The sequence below is a fragment of the Nocardia sp. JCM 34519.1 genome, assembly GCF_020361265.1.
Classification (GTDB): domain Bacteria; phylum Actinomycetota; class Actinomycetes; order Mycobacteriales; family Mycobacteriaceae; genus Nocardia; species Nocardia arthritidis_A.
This window is the reverse complement of sequence record NZ_JAIRBR010000004.1, coordinates 409,399-430,161: the sequence shown is the minus strand read 5'-3', so window position 1 is coordinate 430,161 and position 20,763 is coordinate 409,399. Positions and strand designations below refer to the sequence as shown.

23 protein-coding genes are annotated in these 20,763 nt (G+C 67.3%); 12 read left to right on the top strand and 11 right to left on the bottom strand.

The features are described from left to right. Nucleotides 1-19: 19 nt before the first annotated feature. A complete protein-coding gene (locus LGY53_RS14000; RefSeq protein ID WP_225727099.1) occupies nt 20-184 on the top strand; it encodes a hypothetical protein in 165 nt (54 codons plus the stop codon). A gap of 49 nt (nt 185-233) precedes the next feature. On the opposite strand, the gene LGY53_RS13995 is transcribed toward LGY53_RS14000, so the two are convergent. The 3 genes from LGY53_RS13995 to hemW form a co-directional block, all read right to left on the bottom strand. Continuing rightward, nucleotides 234-461 carry a hypothetical protein gene (locus LGY53_RS13995; protein WP_225727098.1) on the bottom strand — a complete coding sequence of 76 codons (228 nt, stop codon included), beginning with the start codon at nt 459-461 and terminating at the stop codon, nt 234-236. Between the two features lie 539 nt (nt 462-1,000). Beyond that, nucleotides 1,001-1,273 (bottom strand): hypothetical protein, encoded by a 273-nt coding sequence (locus LGY53_RS13990; protein WP_225727097.1) that lies wholly within the window; start codon nt 1,271-1,273, stop codon nt 1,001-1,003. A 139-nt stretch (nt 1,274-1,412) separates the two neighbouring features. Next, nucleotides 1,413-2,573 (bottom strand): radical SAM family heme chaperone HemW, encoded by a 1,161-nt coding sequence (gene hemW / locus LGY53_RS13985; RefSeq protein ID WP_225727225.1) that lies wholly within the window; start codon nt 2,571-2,573, stop codon nt 1,413-1,415. A 327-nt stretch (nt 2,574-2,900) separates the two neighbouring features. Here hemW and LGY53_RS44395 point away from each other — a divergent pair, with 327 nt between their 5' ends. The 6 genes from LGY53_RS44395 to LGY53_RS13960 all read left to right on the top strand — a co-directional run bounded on the left by LGY53_RS44395 (nt 2,901) and on the right by LGY53_RS13960 (nt 9,077). Beyond that, nucleotides 2,901-2,993 carry an Ms4527A family Cys-rich leader peptide gene (locus LGY53_RS44395; RefSeq protein WP_374111177.1) on the top strand — a complete coding sequence of 31 codons (93 nt, stop codon included), beginning with the start codon at nt 2,901-2,903 and terminating at the stop codon, nt 2,991-2,993. 136 nt (nt 2,994-3,129) lie between these two features. Then, complete coding sequence (locus LGY53_RS13980) at nt 3,130-4,929, top strand: nitrite/sulfite reductase (protein ID WP_225727096.1); 1,800 nt, start codon at nt 3,130-3,132, stop codon at nt 4,927-4,929. Nucleotides 4,930-4,959: 30 nt separating this feature from the next. Next, nucleotides 4,960-5,679 (top strand): phosphoadenylyl-sulfate reductase, encoded by a 720-nt coding sequence (locus tag LGY53_RS13975; protein ID WP_225727095.1) that lies wholly within the window; start codon nt 4,960-4,962, stop codon nt 5,677-5,679. Beyond that, the gene (cysD, locus tag LGY53_RS13970; protein WP_174867322.1) at nt 5,658-6,605 is read left to right on the top strand and encodes a sulfate adenylyltransferase subunit CysD; all 948 of its coding nucleotides are present in this window, start codon (nt 5,658-5,660) and stop codon (nt 6,603-6,605) included. The genes LGY53_RS13975 and cysD overlap by 22 nt, the downstream gene beginning before the upstream one ends. After that, nucleotides 6,605-7,900, top strand: a complete 1,296-nt coding sequence (locus LGY53_RS13965; RefSeq protein WP_225727094.1) for a sulfate adenylyltransferase subunit 1 — start codon at nt 6,605-6,607, stop codon at nt 7,898-7,900. The genes cysD and LGY53_RS13965 overlap by 1 nt, the downstream gene beginning before the upstream one ends. 376 nt (nt 7,901-8,276) lie before the next feature. Next, complete coding sequence (locus LGY53_RS13960) at nt 8,277-9,077, top strand: sirohydrochlorin chelatase (protein WP_374111179.1); 801 nt, start codon at nt 8,277-8,279, stop codon at nt 9,075-9,077. A gap of 119 nt (nt 9,078-9,196) precedes the next feature. On the opposite strand, the gene LGY53_RS13955 is transcribed toward LGY53_RS13960, so the two are convergent. From LGY53_RS13955 to LGY53_RS13940, 4 genes are all read right to left on the bottom strand, one after another. After that, on the bottom strand, nt 9,197-9,889 hold the full coding sequence (locus tag LGY53_RS13955) for a TIGR00266 family protein (protein WP_225727092.1): 693 nt from the start codon (nt 9,887-9,889) through the stop codon (nt 9,197-9,199). 101 nt (nt 9,890-9,990) lie between these two features. Further along, nucleotides 9,991-10,611 (bottom strand): TetR/AcrR family transcriptional regulator, encoded by a 621-nt coding sequence (locus LGY53_RS13950; RefSeq protein WP_225727091.1) that lies wholly within the window; start codon nt 10,609-10,611, stop codon nt 9,991-9,993. A gap of 372 nt (nt 10,612-10,983) precedes the next feature. After that, complete coding sequence (locus LGY53_RS13945; RefSeq protein WP_225727090.1) at nt 10,984-11,481, bottom strand: hypothetical protein; 498 nt, start codon at nt 11,479-11,481, stop codon at nt 10,984-10,986. 215 nt (nt 11,482-11,696) lie between these two features. Then, nucleotides 11,697-12,638, bottom strand: coding sequence for a YafY family protein (locus LGY53_RS13940; protein WP_225727089.1), 942 nt, complete (start codon nt 12,636-12,638; stop codon nt 11,697-11,699). 96 nt (nt 12,639-12,734) lie between these two features. Here LGY53_RS13940 and LGY53_RS13935 point away from each other — a divergent pair, with 96 nt between their 5' ends. From LGY53_RS13935 to LGY53_RS43950, 3 genes are all read left to right on the top strand, one after another. Next, complete coding sequence (locus LGY53_RS13935; protein WP_225727088.1) at nt 12,735-13,145, top strand: VOC family protein; 411 nt, start codon at nt 12,735-12,737, stop codon at nt 13,143-13,145. Nucleotides 13,146-13,350: 205 nt separating this feature from the next. Beyond that, entirely contained in the window at nt 13,351-13,893 is a 543-nt protein-coding gene (locus tag LGY53_RS13930) for a sigma-70 family RNA polymerase sigma factor (RefSeq protein ID WP_225727087.1), read from the top strand. Beyond that, nucleotides 13,890-14,663, top strand: a complete 774-nt coding sequence (locus tag LGY53_RS43950; RefSeq protein WP_305082707.1) for an anti-sigma factor — start codon at nt 13,890-13,892, stop codon at nt 14,661-14,663. Before LGY53_RS13930 ends, LGY53_RS43950 begins: the two co-directional genes overlap by 4 nt. Before the next feature lies 1 nt (nt 14,664). On the opposite strand, the gene LGY53_RS13920 is transcribed toward LGY53_RS43950, so the two are convergent. Both LGY53_RS13920 and LGY53_RS13915 read right to left on the bottom strand, forming a co-directional pair. Next, entirely contained in the window at nt 14,665-15,459 is a 795-nt protein-coding gene (locus LGY53_RS13920) for an HAD family hydrolase (RefSeq protein ID WP_225727086.1), read from the bottom strand. 82 nt (nt 15,460-15,541) lie between these two features. Further along, nucleotides 15,542-16,180 carry a TetR/AcrR family transcriptional regulator gene (locus LGY53_RS13915; RefSeq protein ID WP_225727085.1) on the bottom strand — a complete coding sequence of 213 codons (639 nt, stop codon included), beginning with the start codon at nt 16,178-16,180 and terminating at the stop codon, nt 15,542-15,544. A 74-nt stretch (nt 16,181-16,254) separates the two neighbouring features. Between LGY53_RS13915 and LGY53_RS13910 the strand changes: the two genes are divergently transcribed. Next, nucleotides 16,255-17,265, top strand: a complete 1,011-nt coding sequence (locus LGY53_RS13910) for a threonine/serine dehydratase (RefSeq protein ID WP_225727084.1) — start codon at nt 16,255-16,257, stop codon at nt 17,263-17,265. 48 nt (nt 17,266-17,313) lie between these two features. Here the strand turns inward: LGY53_RS13910 and LGY53_RS13905 are convergent, their stop codons facing one another. Further along, entirely contained in the window at nt 17,314-17,472 is a 159-nt protein-coding gene (locus tag LGY53_RS13905) for a hypothetical protein (protein ID WP_225727083.1), read from the bottom strand. 15 nt (nt 17,473-17,487) lie between these two features. Here LGY53_RS13905 and LGY53_RS13900 point away from each other — a divergent pair, with 15 nt between their 5' ends. Continuing rightward, a complete protein-coding gene (locus LGY53_RS13900) occupies nt 17,488-18,390 on the top strand; it encodes an aminoglycoside phosphotransferase family protein (RefSeq protein WP_225727082.1) in 903 nt (300 codons plus the stop codon). A 224-nt stretch (nt 18,391-18,614) separates the two neighbouring features. On the opposite strand, the gene LGY53_RS13895 is transcribed toward LGY53_RS13900, so the two are convergent. Then, complete coding sequence (locus LGY53_RS13895; RefSeq protein WP_225727081.1) at nt 18,615-20,558, bottom strand: Hsp70 family protein; 1,944 nt, start codon at nt 20,556-20,558, stop codon at nt 18,615-18,617. Nucleotides 20,559-20,763: the final 205 nt, after the last annotated feature.

The following is a 20,763-nucleotide window of genomic DNA, read 5'->3' as shown; positions in this document are numbered from 1 at the left end:
GCCTGGTTATCGTGAATATGTGGGTGTCATAGGCGAACTGTTTCCCGGCAAGAAGCTGACCGACGAGAGCGGTGAGGACAGCAACGGCGAGCAGCACCGTCCGCGCGTCGAACTCGATCTGGACGCGGGCGTCATCCGCTTGTCCCCACCGAGCCCTCGCCAGGAAGATCCGGCGCCCGAATAGGATTCCGCGCCGATGGCCGCCATCGGACCAGGCGGCCGGTCACGGCAGGTCAGTGGACGGCGAGTTCAGGGAAATTGGGGTCGGTGTCGTTCACGGGGATGTGCGCGCCGCCGCAATCGGCGGTCCTCGAACCACCCGAGAGCGATTGCAGCAGACAGCCGACATTGATCTGCGAGCTGATCGAAGACGATCCGGTCTCCGCGTTGGCCAGCGGAGCTACCGCCAAAAGTGAAGCAGCGCACAGTAATCCACTCGCCATGAATCTTTGAACTGTCATATTTCAAATCTTGCACTGCCGACCGGACGAAGTGGCACCCCCAATTCCTCTGTCCCTGCGTGGCGATGATCACGCCCAGCACCGGACGGAGCGCACCCTCGATATCGGCACGCCGGGCATCTGGTCGGCGCTGAAAGCGGCCGGATCGAATCGCAAGGGGTTCGACTCGATCCGGCCACGTTTTTCAGCGAGCGGCTACCGCCGCAAATGCGCCGCACCCGGCGCGGATCAGGTTCATCCTTGAACCTCCTTGCCGCTGAGAGCTTCCCCGCTCGCGGTACCTGATATCGCGTACCGCTTATGGTGCTTCAGAATAGTTCCGTCGCGCCGCATTCGGAAGCAGCACAGCGTTTTTCGTTGCTTTTGCGACGATTGGGGAGGTTTTGCTCAATATGTCCCGAACAATCGCATAGGGGTTACCCCAGCCGGTGACGCATCACTTCTTCACATAGCGACACACATGGCGAAAATTGTTGACACGCAACGGTAAATACCCGCACGACCCGGCATCGCATCGTGCGCGGCGGTGGTTCGATAGGTCAGATGCGCCCGCCGCCGGCGAGCTTGCCCGCCATGGCGTCGAGACCGAGCATCGCCAATAGCGACATACAGTCCGCGGCATTATGGGCATGACTTGCGACGGTGCGCGCGGCAATCGCGCTTTGCCTGGCGGATTCGGCTCTTTCGGCCGCCCGCGCCTCGGCGAACTCACCCGGTTCGTGAAGCGGGGCGATATCGGCGGGTAAGACGCTGATATCCGAACTGCCGATATCCCGGCTCTCTGGAGGACGACGATGGCTGTCGAGAGACATGGGACTCCTTCGGGTTGCCCGCAGCCTATCTCCCCCGCCCGCGTGCCGCAGCAGGAACTCGACGAACAATTCCGTCCGCCAGCAAGCGGCGTCACCAGCACCTTTTCAGCAATCGGGCAAACACGATCAAAACCGCGCCCTACGGCACGAGCAATTGCCGCACCACATTGTCGGCCAGCAGCCGACCGCGATCGGTCAGGACGAGACGGTCGCCGTTCCGGACGGCGAGACCGTCGGCGATAACGCGTTCCGCCGCCGCGATCTCGGCGGAATCGAGCTCCCGCAGCGGTAGGCCGGTGCGCAGGCGCACCGCGAGCATCACACGTTCGCTGTGCCGCTCGTCAGGGGTGAGCGCCTCCCATCCCGCGGCGGGCAATCCGCCATCGGCGACCCGATCCACATAGCGCGCAGGGTGTTTCACATTCCACCAGCGCACGCCGCCGAGGTGGCTGTGCGCACCCGGCCCGGCGCCGAGCCAGTCGCCGCCGTCCCAGTAACCCAGATTGTGCCGACAGCGCGCGGAATCGCCCGTGGCCCAATTGGACACCTCGTACCAGGCGAATCCGGCCGCGGTGAGGCGGGCGTCGATACGTTCGTAGCGGGCGGCCAGCACATCGTCGTCCGGCGCCGGGAGTTCGCCGCGACGCACCCGCCGGGCCAGCGCCGTACCGTCCTCGACGATGAGCGAATAGGCGGAGACGTGATCGACGCCCGCGCCGAGCACGGCATCGAGGCTGGCGTCCAGGTCCGCGTCGCGCTCGCCCGGCGTCCCGTAGATCAGATCGAGGTTGACGTGTTCGAATCCGGCCGCGCGCGCCTCCATCGCGGCCGCGACCGCCCGGCCAGGCGTATGCGTGCGGTCCAGCACCCGCAGCACGTGCGCGGCGGCCGATTGCATACCCAGCGAAATCCTGGTGAATCCCGCGACACGCAGTCGATCGAAGAATTCCGGCCCGGTCGACTCCGGATTCGACTCGGTGGTCACCTCCGCGTCCGGCGCCAGGGTGAAGTTGGCGCGGACCGCGTCCAGCACCTCGGCCAGGCCGGCGCCGCCGAGCAGCGATGGCGTGCCGCCGCCGACGAAGATCGTCGCCACCGGCGGTGTCGGCGTCGGTAGCGCGCCGAATCGGGCCGCCGCGGCCGCCAACTCCCCTTTCAGCGCCTCCAGCCACGACCGCGGCGAGGCCGAGGTGCCGAGTTCGCCCGCGGTGTAGGTGTTGAAGTCGCAGTATCCGCAGCGCGTCGCGCAGAACGGCACATGCACGTACACACCGAACGCCCCACCCCCGAAATCGTGCAGTACGGGTGTCGTCGACTCGGCCTCCTGGCGAACTGCGGAATTCACCGTTCCAGTTTGACCGCCGCCCGTGCCCGACCCGACCGCGGGCCGGAACACCTGACGTGATCAAGAACTCGATACCGGTGCGGACGGAATGCCGATGATTCGCAAATGATGCGTATCCCGGTTCACATCGCCCGAATCGGGCCGCGTATCGCTGCGCGACGGGGTCGGCCGCTATGACTACCGTCACAGCGACCCCTTACGGTCCAGGGCATTTCCCTCAAGAATCCGGAAAATATCGGACCGAGGTCGGAACCGCCCGGCTGACGTGGCACAATAAGGCTCATGCGCGCTTCGGAGGTACGACTGGTGGCACGTCGCCACGTCGATTACAAGCGCGTTTGCAGCGCTTCTTGTCTGCCCGGTTCCTCGCGGTAGTTCAGCGCGCCGTCTCCGGGTTCACCCGGCAATTCTTCGATATCGACACAGCATCGGTCCGCTGACACCGTAGGCGCGGCTCAGCCCGCCGCGCCCTCAGCACGGACGTATCACAGACCCCAGCAGGAGCGACCCCATGACGTCGAGCACCGACGCCGGTCCCATCGATCAGCCAACCCAGGGACAGCGGACGAAACCGGAACGTCCCGCGTCCGAGCGCCGCGTCCGGCCGGACCGTCCCCAGCCCGCCGCGGGCACCGCGCCCCGGGAACGCACCGGAAAGCCGGTCCGCCGCAAGGCCGAAGGCCAGTGGGCGCTCGGCTACCGGGAACCGCTCAACCCGAACGAGCAGTCCAAGAAGGACGACAACCCGCTCAACGTGCGGTCCCGCATCGAGAACATCTACGCCAAGAACGGCTTCGACTCGATCGACAAGGGCGACCTGCGCGGCCGCTTCCGCTGGTGGGGCCTCTACACCCAGCGCGAGCAGGGCTACGACGGCAGCTGGACCGGCGACGAGAACATCGATCTGCTCGAGGCGAAGTACTTCATGATGCGCATCCGCTGCGACGGCGGCGCGCTCGATGTCGGACAGCTGCGCGTCCTCGGCCAGATCTCCACCGAATTCGCCCGCGACACAGCCGATCTCAGCGATCGCGAGAATATCCAGTACCACTGGATCGAGATCGAGAACGTACCGGAGATCTGGCGGCGGATCGAGACCGTCGGGCTGAAAACCACCGAGGCGTGCGGCGATTGCCCGCGCGTCGTGCTCGGCTCGCCGCTGGCCGGTGAATCCCTCGGCGAGGTGCTGGATCCGACGCCCGCGATCGACGAGATCGTGCGCCGCTACATCGGCAAGAAGGAATATTCCAATCTGCCGCGCAAGTTCAAGACCGCGATCTCCGGCCAGCAGGATGTGGTGCACGAGATCAACGACGTCGCATTCGTCGGCGTGAATCATCCGGAACACGGTCCGGGGCTTGATCTTTGGGTCGGCGGCGGCCTCTCGACCAATCCGATGCTCGCCCAGCGGGTGGGCGCCTGGGTGCCGCTCGACGAGGTGCCGGACGTATGGGAAGCGGTCGTCGCGCTCTACCGCGACTACGGATACCGCCGCCTGCGCACCAAGGCTCGGCTCAAGTTCCTCGTAAAGGATTGGGGCATCGAGAAATTCCGCCAGGTGCTGGAGGACGAGTACCTGAAGCGGAAGCTGATCGACGGGCCCGCGCCGGAACAGCCCACCCGGCCGATCGATCACGTCGGCGTGCAGAAGCTCAGGAACGGCCTCAACGCCGTCGGCTTCTCGCCCATCGCCGGACGCGTCTCCGGCACCATCCTGCAGAAGGTCGCCGACGCGGTGGAAAAGGTTGGCTCCGACCGCATTCGGTTCACGCCGTACCAGAAGTTGATCGTGCTCGACGTCGCCGACGACAAGGTCGACGAGCTCATCGCCGAGCTGGAACCGCTCGGGCTGCAGGCGCGTCCATCGATCTGGCGGCGAAATCTGGTGGCGTGCAGCGGTATCGAGTTCTGCAAGCTTTCGTTCGTCGAAACCCGCAAGCGGTCGCAGGCGCTCGCCCCCGAACTGGAGGAGCGGCTGGCCGATATCAATGCGCAACTCGACGTGCCGATCACCATCAATATCAACGGTTGCCCGAATTCGTGCGCCCGCGCCCAGATCGCCGATATCGGCTTCAAGGGTCAGCTGGTGGACGACGGCAACGGGAATCAGGTGGAGGGTTTCCAGGTTCATCTCGGAGGCAGCCTCGGCTTCGACAGCGCGTTCGGCCGGAAGTTGCGCCAGCACAAGGTGACCAGCGCCGAACTCGGCGACTACATCGAGCGGCTGGTGCGCAACTTCATCAAGAACCGCGACGAGGGCGAGCGCTTCGCACAATGGGCGGTCCGCGCCGATGAGGCGGACCTGCGGTGATGACGACAAGTTCCCGCAAGGAGAAGGCCGATGCCTGAAACGACGCTGGCAAAACTGGATGAGAGCGAACTGCGCGCGATCGCCGCGCACGGTGCGGCCGAACTCGGCCCCGACGCCACCGCCACCGAACTGCTCGAATGGACCGACCGCACCTTCGGCACCGGCTATATCGTCGCATCGAATATGCAGGACGGTGTGCTGGTACAGCTCGCGGCGCAGGTCCGCGCCGGAGTGGACGTGCTCTTCCTCGACACCGGCTACCACTTCGCCGAAACCATCGGCACCCGCGACGCGGTCGAGGCCGTCTACGGGGTGAACGTGGTCAACGTCCGCCCGGAACACACTGTGGCCGAACAGGATCGGTTGCTCGGTAAGGATCTGTTCGCCCGCGACCCGAACGAATGCTGCCGCCTGCGCAAGGTGGTGCCGCTGCGGCGGTCGCTGTCGGGCTACAACGCGTGGGTCACCGGTATCCGCCGCGTCGAGGCGCCGACCCGGGCGAACGCACCGCTGATCTCGTTCGACGAGGCCTTCGGACTGGTGAAGATCAACCCGATCGCCGCCTGGTCCGACGACGAGATGCAGTCCTACATCGAACAGCACGGCATCCTCGTCAATCCTCTGGTGGAGGAGGGATATCCGTCCATCGGCTGCGCTCCGTGCACCCGGAAGCCGGAGCCGGGATCCGATCCGCGAAGCGGCCGCTGGGCCGGCCTCGCCAAGACCGAATGCGGGTTGCATCAATCATGACCGAAACCATCAGCGCACGTTCACTCGGAATCAGCGAATTCGACACGCTCGCCGCGCTCGAATCCGAATCCATCCACGTATTCCGTGAGGTGGCAGGCGAATTCGAGCGGCCGGTGATCCTCTTCTCCGGCGGCAAGGATTCGACGGTGCTGCTGCATCTGGCGTTGAAGGCGTTCTGGCCCGCGCCGCTGCCGTTCGCGCTGCTGCACGTCGACACCGGGCACAACCTGCCGGAGGTGCTCGAATTCCGGGACCGGATCGTCGAAAAGTACGGGCTGCGCCTGCATGTCGCCCGCGTCGAGGACTACCTCGCCGACGGGCGGCTCACCGAGCGCCCCGACGGCATCCGCAACCCGCTGCAGACCGTCCCGCTGCTGGACGCGATCGGTGAGCACCGCTTCGACGCCGTCTTCGGCGGCGGGCGCCGCGATGAGGAGCGGTCCCGGGCGAAGGAGCGAATCTTCTCGCTGCGCAACGCATTCGGGCAGTGGGATCCGAAGCGACAGCGGCCCGAGCTGTGGAACCTGTACAACGGGCGGCACGCGCCCGGCGAGCATGTGCGGGTCTTCCCGCTCAGCAACTGGACCGAGCTCGACATCTGGCGCTACATCGCCAGGGAGAACGTGGATCTCGCCAGCATCTACTACGCCCACCAGCGTCCGGTGTTCCAGCGCGACGGCATGTGGATGACGCCCGGCGTATGGGGCGGCCCGCGCGAGGACGAGACGCTGGAGGTCCGTTCGGTGCGCTACCGCACCGTCGGTGATGGATCATCCACCGGCGCAATCCTTTCCGAAGCGGCGACGAACGAGGACATCCTCGCCGAGGTGGCGGCGTCTCGGCTCACCGAGCGCGGCGCCACCCGCGGTGACGACCGGGTTTCCGAGGCCGCGATGGAAGATCGTAAGAGAGAAGGATATTTCTGATGGCCGACCTATTGCGGCTGGCTACCGCCGGTTCTGTCGACGACGGTAAGTCCACCCTGGTCGGGCGGCTGCTCTACGACACGAAATCCGTACTGGCCGACCAGATCGACGCCGTCACCCGCGCATCGGTGGACAAAGGTCTGGCCACCCCGGATCTTTCACTGCTCGTCGACGGGTTGCGCGCCGAACGCGAGCAGGGCATCACCATCGATGTCGCCTACCGCTACTTCGCTACGCCCAAGCGGTCTTTCGTGCTCGCCGACACACCGGGACACGTGCAGTACACCCGCAACACGGTATCCGGCGCGTCCACCGCACAACTGGTGATCCTGCTGGTCGACGCGCGCAAGGGCGTCGTCGAGCAGACACGCAGGCATGCGGCGGTGCTGGCGCTGCTCGGGGTGCCGAAACTGGTGCTCGCGGTGAACAAGATCGACCTGGTGGATGACGCGGCCCAGGTGTTCGCCGATATCTCCGCCGAATTCGCCACGCTGACAAGCACACTCGGCTGGGCGCGGGAGGATGTGCTGGAGATTCCGGTGTCCGCGCTGCACGGCGACAATATCGCGTCGCGCTCCGCGAATACCCCGTACTACGACGGGCCCTCGCTTATCGAGCACCTGGAATCCGTTCCGGTGGACGCGGATTCGGCGGGCAGGCATGCGCTCGGTTTCCGCTTCCCCGTGCAGTACGTCATCCGGCCGCGCACCGCCGAATACCCGGACTACCGCGGTTACGCCGGACAGATCGCCGCCGGTTCGGTCTCGCCTGGTGACGAGATCGTGGTGCTGCCTTCGGGTATTCGCACCACCGTCGCCCGCGTCGACACTCCCGACGGTGAGCTGGCCGTCGCGCAGACCGGTCGCAGCGTCACCCTGCTGCTGGCCGACGACGTCGACATCTCCCGCGGCGATATCCTCGCCTCCCCCGCCGACGCACCGGAACCGACCGACAGCTTCGACGCCACCGTCTGCTGGCTCGGTGACAAACCGCTGCGCCCCGGCGCCCGCCTGCTGCTCAAGCACGGCACCCGCACCACCCAGGCCATCGTCGGCGCGCTGCTGGAGCGCTTCGACGAACAGCGCCTCACCGCCGAACCGGACCCGGAAACCTTGGCGCTCAACGATATCGGCCGCATCTCGATCCGCCTCGCCGAACCGATCCCCGCCGACGACTACCGGGTCAACCGCCACACCGGCAGCTTCCTCCTCATCGATCCTTCCGGCGGCAACACCCTCGCCGCCGGACTGGTCGGCGACGTGCTGACCGCCGTCGAGGTCGGCACCGGGGCCTGAGATGGACTGGGCGGCAATATTTCCCGCTGCTTCCGGCGCCCTCGGCGCAGTACCATCGCGCTTCGATACCGCGCCGCGCCTCGGCACGGCTCAGCGGCCCGGGATCGTGGCTCCGAAGAACACCCTGGCACCGGTCCCCGTCGTGACAAAACCCATCACATCACGGCCCGATGCGGCGGCGTCCATCGACACGACCGCGACAGCCGCAGCGACGCCGGGGGAAGCCGTCGCACTGGCCGCCGCCGCGCCACGGCACACCGCACCGCGACCCGATGCGGCAGCGGACATCGACACAACCGAGACGGCGACGCCGGGGGATGTTCCCGCGCTGATCGCCGTCGCGCACGGCAGCCGGGATCCGCGGTCGGCGGCGACCATGGCGGCGGTGGTCGCCGGTATCGCGGCGGCACGGCCGGATATCGATGTGCGCCTCGCGTTCCTGGATCTGAGCGCGCCGTCGGTCGATCAGGTCATCGATGCCGTTGCGGCGCAAGGACATACGCGCGCGGTGGTGGTACCGCTGCTGCTGGGCAGCGCATTCCACGCACGGGTGGATCTCCCCGGGATACTCGACACCGCCCGCTCCAGGCATCCACTGCTGCGGCTGACGCAGGCCGATGTCCTGGGTCCCGATCCGCGGCTGGTCCGCGCGCTGCGCGACCGGGTCGCGGAAGTCATTGCCACGCAGCAACATTCGTCCATCACCGAGATAAGTACGCCGGTCAGCTCCGTCGGCCCGCGCGAAACCGATGCCAGGCCTCTCTTATCGGCAGCCCAAACGATGCCCACCGAACTCCAACTGCTCGCAGCGGGGCACAGCGCCGGGAGCATCGGCGTTGCGGTCGCCGCAGTCGGCTCGTCATCGGCCGCCGCGAATACCCGGACCGCCGCCGTCGCCCGCAGACTCGCCGCGATCACCGGCTGGCACACCGAAATCTGCTTCGCGACCACCGAACCATCCCTCCCCCAAGCCATTTCCCGCCTAACCACCCGAGGCGCGACTCACATGTTCGTCGCCCCGTGGTTCCTGGCTCCCGGCCTACTCACCGACCGCCTACTCTCGTCCGCCCCGGACATCCCCCACGCCAACGCAATCGGCCCCCACCCCGCCCTCACCGAGATCGTCCTCGACCGCTACGCCGCCGCCCTCCCCACCCGCCTCGCCCGCACGGCCTGAGCCCCAACCTTCCTGGTTGGCGTTGCGCGTCAACGGGATTGGCAATATCGCAGATTGATCTGTGCGGTCATGGCTTCCTGTGAAACTCGCCGCCGGGTAGCCGAGGCGACGTACCTCGGCTATCCGCCCGCTGATGGCAGGTAAGGCGTGAGGGCGTGGGCCAGGTTGCTGATTGTCATGGATTGCAGCCAGACGCGGCCGGGGCCGGTGAGTTGGGCGAGGAAGAGGCCGTCGCCGCCGAAGAGGATGTTGCGGACGCCGCGGATTATGGTGATGTCGAAATCTACCGAGGCGTCGAACATTCCGATGTGGCCGGGGTGTACCCGCAGGGTTTCGCCGGGGGCGAGGGTGTAGGGCACTATCTCGCCCGAGAGTTCGATCCATGCGTTGCCGGAGCCGCTCAACTTTTGCAGGGTGAAGCCGGCGCCGCCGAAGATGCCCGCGCCGAGCCGCCGCTGAAAGCTGAGCGCCAGGCGCACATCGGCGGTGGCACAGAGAAATCCGTGCCGGTGCACCAGATATTCCCCGCCCGGCTGCAGGGCGACCGGAACGATATGGCCGGGCAACTTGGCCGCGAATGCCACCCGCCCGGGTATTTTCGCCGCGGTGTATTCGGTCATGAACAGGCCGCCGCCGCTGGCCGCCCGCCGCACCGCGCCGAACAAACTCGAGCTGGCCCCTTTGGTCGAGGTGTGCAACCGGATGGACTCCGTCATCCAGGACAGCTGTCCGGCCTCGGCATTGAGCCGGTCGCCCGGGTCCAGCGTGATCTCGAGCACCGGCATGACGCCACCGATGATCCTGGAGTCCATCTTCGTCCCCGTTCGCTCGGGCCACCGCGGATGTCCGCGATCTTACGCCCGCGCCGCGTACCCGTTCGGGCATGTCGAAGTAGCGTGTCCGGCAAAGAGTTTCAGGTCAGCAACCGATCGATGATGGCGCGCGCGGTGGCCACGCCCGGTTCGTCGCCCATCTGACGCGCGGTATTGGCCGCGGATACCACGGCGTCGAGTTCGAACGCGATCATGTCGGCGTCGCGGGCACCGAGCCGCCCCTGTTCCTGTGCGCGGCGAATCTCCTTGGCCAGCAAGGTGAGCCAGTCGCGGTGGTCTTCGGCGATGACATCGCGGACCGGGCCGGGCCTGCTGTCGAATTCGGCGATGGTGGCGACGCGGAAACAGCCGCCGGGAAAGACCGGGCTGGTGATGTGCTCGAACCAGCCGTCGATCAGTGCCCGCAGCCGAGGTAGCCCGTCCGGTTCGGACATGGCCGGGGCGACAACCTCTTCGATGAACACTTCCCTGGCCGCCTTTACCGCCGCCACCTGCAGCGCCTCCTTGCTGCCGAACAGGGTGGCGATACCGCTCTTGCTGATGCCGAGGTCGGTGGCGAGCCTGCCGATGGTCACCCCGTTCAACCCCTCGACCGAGGCGACGTCGACCGCATGCCGGGCGATGGCGGCTCTGGCGCGGGCGCCCTTGGCCAGGCGCTGATCGGTTCCCTGCTGGTCGGAGGTGGTGTTCGGGGTGGCCACGGGTCTATTCTTCCATCCCCGCCTCACATATACGAACGGTCGGTCGTAGTTTTATTGCACGAACGGCGACACACCGTCGCGGCGGTTCGCGGATGGCGCCGATGCGGCCGATGCGCACACCGATAGCCAGGGTGAACGAGGTTATTCGGGCGACGGCCGCGCGCAATGACGCTGTGCTGGTGGGCTTCTGGGATATCCGCTGCGGCTGCGCCCGGATCTGATGAGCGCCGATCTCATCCATTTCACCGCGAGCGGTCACGCGATGGTGGCCGGCGAGGTCATTCGCGCACTGGTCGGCGCATCTCGGCCCATTGAACGAAAAATGGGCCGTGCCAAGGACTTTCGTCCTCGACACGGCCCAAGATCACCCTATCAGGGCAGTACCTGCGGGACGGCCTGCGGCGCGACCGCGCCGACCACCAGACCGATCACCGCACCCCACAGCGCGCCGGAGATGGCGCCGCTGATCGCGAGCGGGATGCTCATGATGCCGAGACCGCTCACCGCACCCAGGATGCCGGAAGCGGCGGCGCCGGCCATGATGCCCGCGACCGCGCCGTTGGCCAGCGGATCGTGGTTCTGCGCATTGGGATTGGTGGCAACCTCATCCAACGGCAGTCCGGCCACCGGGGTGGCGGCCGGCGCCTGCACCGCGGCGACGGGCTGTGCGACCGGCGCCTCGACCACCGGCTGCGACGCGACCGGCGCGGAGACCTCGGCAGCGGACTGCACGAGCGCGACCGGCGCGACCGCCGAGGCCACCGGCCCCGGATCGGCCGCGGCCACACCGGAGAACATGACTCCGACCGCCAGCGGCAGTGCGGCTGCGATCACCTTGACACCGGTGCGCCCAAAGGTCCGACGGACCATATTCGTTATCCCTTCCCCTGACGTCCCCAACGGACGTCTCGAATCAGCTGCCCGGCCCACATCGGGCCGAACGCCCCAACATATCGGACACTTCGGACATCACCAAAACCGGGACGAACGCGTTATTCCTTCTGTCACAATGGATTTCGATTCACATAGCCGAATCGGACAGACCGCGATCCCCGCCCTGAAATTCGCACGGCGAGCCCTCGGATTCACCGGTACCGGTCGACCAGCTCCCGCCCGATGGCCGCCAGTTCCTGCCGAACCGATTCCGGCCCGAGCACTTCGATATCGGCGGCCCAGCCCGCCAGTTGCTGGGCGAGCATGTGCGGCGTCGGCGCGGTGACGCGGCACCGAGCCCGTCCGTCGGCCGCTTCGCCGTCCGGAACACAGTTGCGGCCCTGCTGTTTCCGCAGCACCGGAAGCAAATGGGCGGTGATCAGCACGGTGGCGGAGGTTTCGGCGCGCCGCCGCTCCATTTCGTCCACCACCCGGGCCCAGGCGGCGTCGAGGTCGAAATCCGCTGGCCGGTGCGCCGTTTCGTCCGTCACCACCACTTCGGATATGCGGTCGACCCGAAATGTGCGCTGCCCCTGTTCCGTTCCGGCGATGAGATACCAGTCGGCGTCCTTGTCGACCAAACCCCATGGGTCGACGGTGCGTTCGGACGGCGCACCGCCCCTGCTCCGATATCCGAAGCGAACCTTCTTGCGCTGCACCACCGCACGCTGCAGCAGACCCACCAGGGTGGGTATCTCGCGATTCGGCTGACCCCAGCGCGCCGGATCGATGATCACCGCGTCCGCGGCCGCCTGCGCATCACCCCGGAACGTCTGCGGTAACGCGCGCACCAACTTTCGCAGCGCCGACTTCGCCTCCGGCACCGACCCCGCGGTCGGCCCGGCCAACAGGAACAGCGCCCGGGCCTCACCCGCCGTCAATCCGGTGAGATCGGTGCGCGCGCCGCCGATCAGCGACCAGCCACCACCCCGGCCCGGCTGCGGATAGACCGGAACGCCCGCCGCCGAGAGCGCCTCGAGATCGCGGCGGGCCGTCGCCACCGAAATCTCCAACTCCGCGGCCAGTTCCGCCGCGGTGACCCGGCCACGCGCCTGCATCAGCAGCAGGGTGGCCACCAACCTGTCCGCTCGCATGAATCCGATTCTGCCGATAAAAGTGCTCATTCGGTGCGCACTTTGAGTTCGACGATGGAGACAAGCAAGTCGAAAACGACCCGAAGGAGATCCGAAATGTTGCGCGGAATGGCGACGAGCACCTTCTACACCGACGACCTGGCGGCGGCCCGAGCCTGGTACACCGAGTTCTTCGGTATCGAGCCGTACTACCAGGTACCCGGCGGCTACCTCGAGTGGCGGCTCGGCGATTACCAGCACGAATTCGGCATCATCAATCGTGCGTACGGCCCGGCCGGCGCCGAGAACCCGCCCGGCGGGGCCATCCTGAACTGGCATGTCGACGACCTCGACGGCGCGCTCGCGCGATTGCTCGAACTCGGCGCGACGCAGTACCTGCCGGTCACCAGGCACGGCGACGGTGATTTCGTCACGGCCTCGGTGGTCGATCCGTTCGGCAACGTGCTCGGATTGATGTCGAACCCGCACTACCTGGAGGTACTGGCGCGGACCGGCGGAGTCGACTGACGGATCCCGCTGCCGCGCAGCGTTTTCCCAGCGATTGCGCACCGCCGAGCAACGGTCGCGCCCCGCCGGTAACGGGCGCGACCGTGCAGGTTGTTGCGGAATCGATGCGCGCGAAACAGGTAGCCGAGGCGTTGCGATGCGACCGGGGTCCTATGATCTGGCACACACCAGCCGTCGGCCCCGGTCGAGCTTGGAAGGACACCGCATGGTCAGTCGCACCCGAGCAGTACCCACCGCCGCACCGCTCGAGCGGTTGCTCGGCCGCGTCGCCTGCGGCGACGAGCACGCCTACGCCGAGCTCTACGACGCGATCGCCGGACCGGTGCTCGCCATCGTCACCCGAATCCTGCACGACCGGGACCTTGCCGAGGAGGTCGCCCAGGAGGTGCTGCTCGAGGTCTGGTTGAAGGCGAACCGGTTCGGCGAATCCGACGGCGGCGCGCTGGCCTGGGTGCTGACCATCGCGCACCAGCGCGCGGTCGATCGGGTGCGCTACGAGCACGCGCGCGATCGACGCCCCGGGCAGCGGTTCGACGAGGCGGGCACGCTCGACGAACTGGCGCACGACCCGGTGTCGGCCGCGCTGAACCAACTCACCGAACCACAGCGGCGGTCGCTGATCCTCGCCTACTACGGCGGATACACCGATCACGAGGTGTCCACCGCGCTGGCCGAATCCGTCACGGTCGTGCGATCGAGTATGCGCGACGGCCTGATCATGCTGCGCGATATGGGGGTTCGGGCATGATCTGCGAAAGCCGTTCCGACACCGGCGCTTACGTACTCGACGCCTTGAGCGCCATCGAGCGGGCCACCTTCGAATCGCATCTGCTCGATTGCCCGGACTGTCGCCGGGAAATCACCGAATTACGCTCGGTGACAGCGCGATTGGCGCTCGCACTGCCACCGGCCCGAGCCGGGGCGGTGAAAGTCAAGGTACTGGCCGATATCCGGGCGCATCAGCGGCTCGACAGCACCGCCGTCATGCCGCCGCTCGACGACCTCACCGGCACATCGATCATGCCGCCGTTCGAATTCGACACCGAACCGGCGCGCACCGGCGGCCACCGGTGGACCACCCGGATCGCCGCCGGGCTCGCCGCCACCGCAGCCGCCGCGACCTTCGTCGGCGGACTGCTTCTGCTCGATCACGAACAGGAGGCGGGCGCCCCGGTGCCGCTGGAGCAGGTTCGGCGGGCTCGCGACGCCGTGACCAGGGACGGCGTCGTCGTGGTCGGGGGCGGATCGGCCACCGCGGTGCTCTCACAGAGCGTCGGGAAGGTGGCGGTCTCCGCCTTCGGGCTGCCCGCGCTGGACAACGAGCACGAATATCAACTGTGGCTGGTCCGCCACGACGGGACGGCGCGATCGGCGGGCATGATGCGAACGGCGGGTAAGAGCACCGAACTCGTCGCCGACCTCCCCGAGGACATCCGGCTGGTCACCATCACCGCCGAACCGATCGCCGGTTCCGCCGGGCCGACGACGCCGATGGTCGCGCAGATCGATCTGGCCTGAATCAGAACCAGCGTTCCAGCACCGCCGCGACACCGTCGTCGAGCACATCGCCGGTGATCTCGTCGGCGTACTCCTTGACGTCGTCCGGCGCGTTGGCCATGGCGACGGAATGCCCGGCCCAGTTCAGCATTTCGCGGTCGTTGTAGCCGTCGCCGATGGCGAGGGTGGCCGCGCCCGGGATACCGAGCGCGCACCGAAGGCGTTCCAGCGCCCAGCCTTTGGAGACACCCTGCCGGGAAACCGTGAGCCACGGCCCGAATTCGCCGTGCACCCAGCTCGCACCCGGCACCTCGAACGCGGCCAAGGTGAGCAGCATGTCCGCCAGCGATCCGTTCGGCAGCCAGCAGTTCAGTCGCGGGGTGGGTTCCGCGCTCAACTCGCCGTGGTCGACGAGCAGAAATTCGCCGAGGGTGTACCCGGCCGGTCCGACCCCGGTGGCCCAGGTGCCGACGCCGACCTTCTCCACCGCGAAGATCATCTCCGGGAACAGCATTCGCAGCGCCGACACCGCGGGCGCCGGATCGAACGACTGCACGGTGACCGGGGAGCCGCGCGCCACATCGATGTGCACCGCGCCGTTCGAGCAGAGGGCATGGCCGTCGACGAGCCCGAGCTCCGCCAGTACCGGGCGGGTCGCCAGCAGCGTCCGGCCGGTGGTCACCACCACGTGCGCACCCGAGGCAACCGCCGCCCGGACGGCATCGGCGACGCGCGCGCTCACCGGCATCCCCGTCTGTAACAGGGTGCCGTCCACATCCAGCGCGATCAGCTCGGGTGCTCCCCCACCGTCTTCCATCGGACCATTGTGCCCCGCAGGGGTATCCCGCGTCCCCGGGTTGCTTCGAGATCGCCACCCGCGGTTGCCGGTTCGATATGAACTACCGCACGGGGGCGGCGGCGATCAAGCGGCGCAGGCCTTCGTAGTACACCTCGTGATCGACGAGAGCATCGGCGATCGTATCGAAATCCGTTGTCAAACAGGGGAATTCGTCTGGATCCAGGGTGGCGAGCGTCGCGCGGGTGCGGCGGCGGCTCGATTTCGGATCGCGGTGATCGACGAAATTCGCGGCGCCGAGGGTGAACAGATACAGCTGACGATAGGTGGAAATCGCCTCGGCCAGCGACATTCCCGCCGCGATACTGTCCGCGAGCTGCGGCTCGACCAGGCGTTCCAGGATGCGCGGTCCGAGCCAGGAGCGCGCGCCGCGCAGCGCCGCCAGGCCGGTGTGCGCGATCAACAGCCGGTAGAGCCCGCGGAAACGGATCTCCGTCGCCTCGGCCCACGCGGCGCCGGGCGACGGCTCGGGTAGCGCGCTCACCAGATGATCGACACACAGGTCCAGCAGGCCCGCGATATCGCCGCAGCGGCGCTGCACGGTGGCATGCGAGATATCGAGGCGGGCGGCCACCGCGCGGAAACTCAGCGCGTCGGGACCCTCGGCGTCGATGATGGCGAGCGCCGTCGCGGCGATCCGCTCCTGCGTCGCCCGCGTCAGGGCCGCCGAATGTCTAGGCATGGGAGACATCGTACGATACGTTGTATCTGTCTGGCGCGCCGCCGCACCGGCGGAGTGGAATACCAAGGAGTGCAATGGAACTGAACTATTCCGAGGTCGAGGCCGCCGCGGCACGGATCGCCGGGCAGGTGCGTCCGGTGACGATCGCGCCGATGGATCACGGCTTCGTCCGCGCCGCGGGCGAAGAACCCTGCCAGGCGTGGCTGGCGCTGGAATTCATGCAGCACACGGGTTCGTTCAAGGCGCGCGGCGCACAGAATTTCATCCGGGCGCACCGGGACGGCGGCACCCTGCCCGCGGCCGGGGTGACCATCGCCTCCGGCGGCAATGCCGGGCTGGCGTGTGCGTGGGCGGCGCGACAGCAGGGTGTGCGCGCCACCGTATTCGTGCCGACCACCGCACCCGCCGTAAAGGTCGACCGGCTGGTCGAATACGGCGCTGATGTGCGCTTGGTCGGCACCGGATACGACGAGGCGCTGGCCGCCTGCCGCGAATTCGCCGCCACATCGGGCGCACTGCTGTCGCATGCGTACGACAACGAGCTGATCGCCGCGGGCGCGGGCACGCTCATGCTGGAGATCCGGCGACAGCTGCCGGATCTCGACACCGTTGTCGTCGCCGTCGGCGGTGGCGGCCTGTTCGCCGGAATCGCCACCGTCGCAGCACATTTCGGCATCCGGACGGTTGCGGTCGAACCGGCGAACTGCCGCGCGCTCAACGTCGCGATCGAGGCGGGCCGGGTGGTGGACGGGCCGGTCGACTCCATCGCGGCCGACTCGCTCGGGGCCGCCCGGGTGACCGAACTGGCCCTGCATGCGGCCCAAAACTACGATGTCCGTTCGGTTCTCGTCCCCGACCCGGCCATCACCGCCGCACGCGCCGCGCTCTGGGACTGCCGCCGGATAGCCGTAGAGAACGGCGCCGCAACCGCTTTCGCCGCCGTCACCGAATTCGACAGGGTTCAGGCCTACCGTCCCGCGCCCGGTGAGAAACTGTGCGTCATCCTCTGCGGCGCGAATACCAACCCCGCCGACCTGGCCCCCAACTCCGACGCCGACACTGCTTTGCTCGCTGGAACCGCCTGAGCCGACCGACGGGCGGCCTGTCGTCAGGTTGGTGCCTCGGGAGTCGTTCTACAGGCCGTCGATCGCGGCACCGAGATCCGCACCGTAGCTGGACCAGCAGAAGATCGGCTCCCCCGGTTCGCCCCGGTGGCCCATGTACCACTCGTCGTCGTCGACGCAGTGTGCGAGGCACAGACCCGTGAAGCCGATGACCTGATTCTGCGGCATGTTTACAGTCGGGGTGTGATCGACATCCCCGACGAATTCGCCCGCGAGACAGTGCTGCGCGAAGGAGAGTCCGGCCAGGCATGGCTCGACGTACTGCCCGGCCTCGTCGACGAACTGTTGCAGCGCTGGTCCTGTACACCGGACGGGCCCATCATGCACGGACATGTCGGAATCGTTGTGCCCGTTCGGCATCCGGACCTGCCCGCGGCGGTGGTGAAGGTGTCGTTTCCCCATCCGGGGAACGTTCACGAACCCGATGCGTTCACTGTATGGAACGGGCGCGGCGCGGTGCAGCTCTACGCCCGCGACGACGACCGATTCGCGATGCTGCTCGAACGATCCGGACACGCGACGCTTGCCGAGGTAACCGATTTCGACCAAGCCGTCACCGCATTGGGCGAATTGTCGCGGCGATTGTCGGTCGACGCCCCCGCAGGGCTTCCGCGCATCAGCGATATGGTCACCGACTGGGAACACGAGATCCGCACCACCGCAGCCGAACTCGGCCATCCGCTGCCTCGCGCAGTTGTGGACGCGGCCCTGGCCACCCTTCGCGAACTCGGCCCCGACCAACCCGAAACCCTCGTCCACGGCGACCTGAGCGACAGCAATGTCCTGACCGGCGGACGCGAACGCCTGATGGCGATCGACCCCAAAGGCTACGTCGGTGACCCCGCCTACGACACCGCCACCGTGATCCGCAGTCGCCGTTTCGCCCCGCTGCTGTTCACCCCCGACCCCGAAGCCAACCTGTTGCGCGGACTCGACATGTATTGCGACGCGGCCGATATCGACCGCGATCGAGGTCGTCGCTGGGCGCAGGCTCGTGCGGTCAGATCCGCGCTCTGGGGCCGTCAGCACGGCGATCCGGACTGGATCATCCAAGCCACCGACCAGCTCGCAGGCATCCTCACCTGACCGGTCACGAAACCGAGCAAGATCCAACGGCGAGATCCCCGAGTCGGCCGCTCCGCCAACGGGTCCGGGCTCGCCGATCGAATTTCCGCATCGCAGGGTGAAGGCATCACCTCGAGGACGATTCACCGGCACCAGACAATTCCGTTTCCGCCGGGCGGTTCAGCGTGGGCCGAGCTACGACCGGAGCAGGAGAAACGAACCATCGGGAACAGCTACACAGTGGGTCAGTGGCCGCGCGCGCCACCGGAGGATGAGCCGCCGTGCGAGCTTTCGTGGGAACCGGCGGCTTCGGCGGATCGGCCGGACGAGGCGCCTGCGGAAGATGGTCCGCTGGACGAGGTTTCGTGTGACGAGGTGGTGGATTTTTCACCGGTGGAGCCGCCCTTCGCGGATGAACCGTCGTTGCTCGAGCCGGAGGTATGGTCGCCCGAAGAGGAGTTGCCCGAGGACCGGCCGGAGGGGTTGGAGCCCGCGGAAGCGCCGCTGCTCGACGACGTATCCTTCGCGGCGGTTCCACTGGAAGAGCTTGTGCTGGAGGATGTTTCGCTGACGGTGCCGGTCGACGGCGACCCGCCGTTCGATGCGGGTGCTCCGGATTGGGTACCCGTCGAGACCGTGCCGGTCGGTGATCCCGCACCACTCGACGCGGGAGTACCCGAAGCGGCCGTACTGCTCGGAGTGCTCGCGGAAACCGTTGTATCCGTGGGTTTTCCGGGAGTGGTCGGCGCGCCGACGGGCGCAGGAGCCGGGCCGCCCTGGGGCGGAGCCGATACCGGCGCGGGGGGCTGCGGCGCGGGGGCGGGCGGCTGCGCTGCGGGAGGTACCGGAGCCGGTGCGGGCCAACCCGATTGCGGTGTGACACTCGGCTGCGAACGCAGGAACGGGAGCGGGTTCACGAACTGCGCCGGGTTGGCGTAGGTGTACATGGATTCCACTGAGTCGCTGAGGCTTCGGGGATCGGCACGGTGACCGATGAGGCTGTCGGCCATGGATGGGCCCAATTGGACGGACCGGGCGACGGGGGTGATGAACCGGCCGTATGCGGATCCGGCGATGGGGTTGCCGCTGGTGCGCGTCAGGCTCCATTCGGAGACCGGAGCATCCCGGTTGAGCAGGTCTTCGGCGTGCATATCGTAGAGCAGCGCATCGACCGGCGCGTCGATCGCCGGGAACGGGTCGAGTATCGCGGTGGGCCCGGGACCGCCCGGCCCGCCGAATACCGTCATCGCGGACATCGCCATGGCGGAAACCGCTGCGGCGCTGGAGAATACGGCGACACGCGGCGTCTTGTTGTCGCCGGGTCCGGTGGGTGCCATGGTGCGGGCCGCCATGAACGCGGCGCCCGCGGCGATGGAATGGCCCGGATCCGCCGAGATCACCACGGGGCGGCCGAGTTCGGCGAGGGTGCGGGCGACCTCGGGCGGCCGGGCCGCACCGCCGACCAGCAGCACCCGGGTGATATCGGACATGGTGATATCCGCCGAGCGCACGCAGGCGCGAACTATCTCCAGCGAATCGCGCACGTGTTCGGTGCGCAGGCTGTCGATATCGACGATCGATGTCATGGACAGCGATCCGGACCGATCGGGCAGCACGCCCTTCGCATAGCGCGCGATCATCGCGCCGAGTGGACGCCCGCCGAAATCGTATGAGCGCATGGGCTTTCCGACCATCGGGTGGTTGTCCCAGTCGGGGCCGACCCGGACCACCGCGACGTCGAGGCAGTTGCCGCCGAGGTCGTAGACGAGGACGAAGCCGGTTTCCAGTGGCCCGTATTCGTGTGCGAGCCATTCCGCAGCGGCCACCGGCTCCGGCACCAGCATGACATGCGCCGCGCCCGCGAGATCGAGCGCCTGCCGCAGCAGCGCCACCTGTTTCTCGGAATAGGTTGCGGGATAGGTGGTTACGACTCCGGCATTCGGTTCGGCCGCCTCGATCAGCCCGTTCACCACGGCGGCGACGAGATTCGTCGGCGACCAGAGCCTGCCGCCGACGACCACCGATTCCGGATCGCGGGTCAGATCCGCGAAATCGGTTACCGCCATGGTGAATTGGGGTATGCCGCCGATCCGCGCGCTGCCCGTGCTGTCGAAGGTCACCGCCGTGCGCCGCGTGCGCACGGCCGGTCGGGGTCGCTCACCGGTCACCGAGGCCGAAACCGAGTTCACTGTGCCGATGCTGCACCCAAGACCTATTGTCATTCGCTATCCCGTCAACGTACCGAGACCACGTCCAGTGCACAGGGGCCCATGTGGCCGCGGTCGTCTTCCAAACAGCCTCTACAGGTTAACCGTTCGGTGCGCTATCGGATACCGGATTGATACGAAAGGTTTGTCCGATCGCCATCATTTCAGATATTCGCAGGTAGAGCGG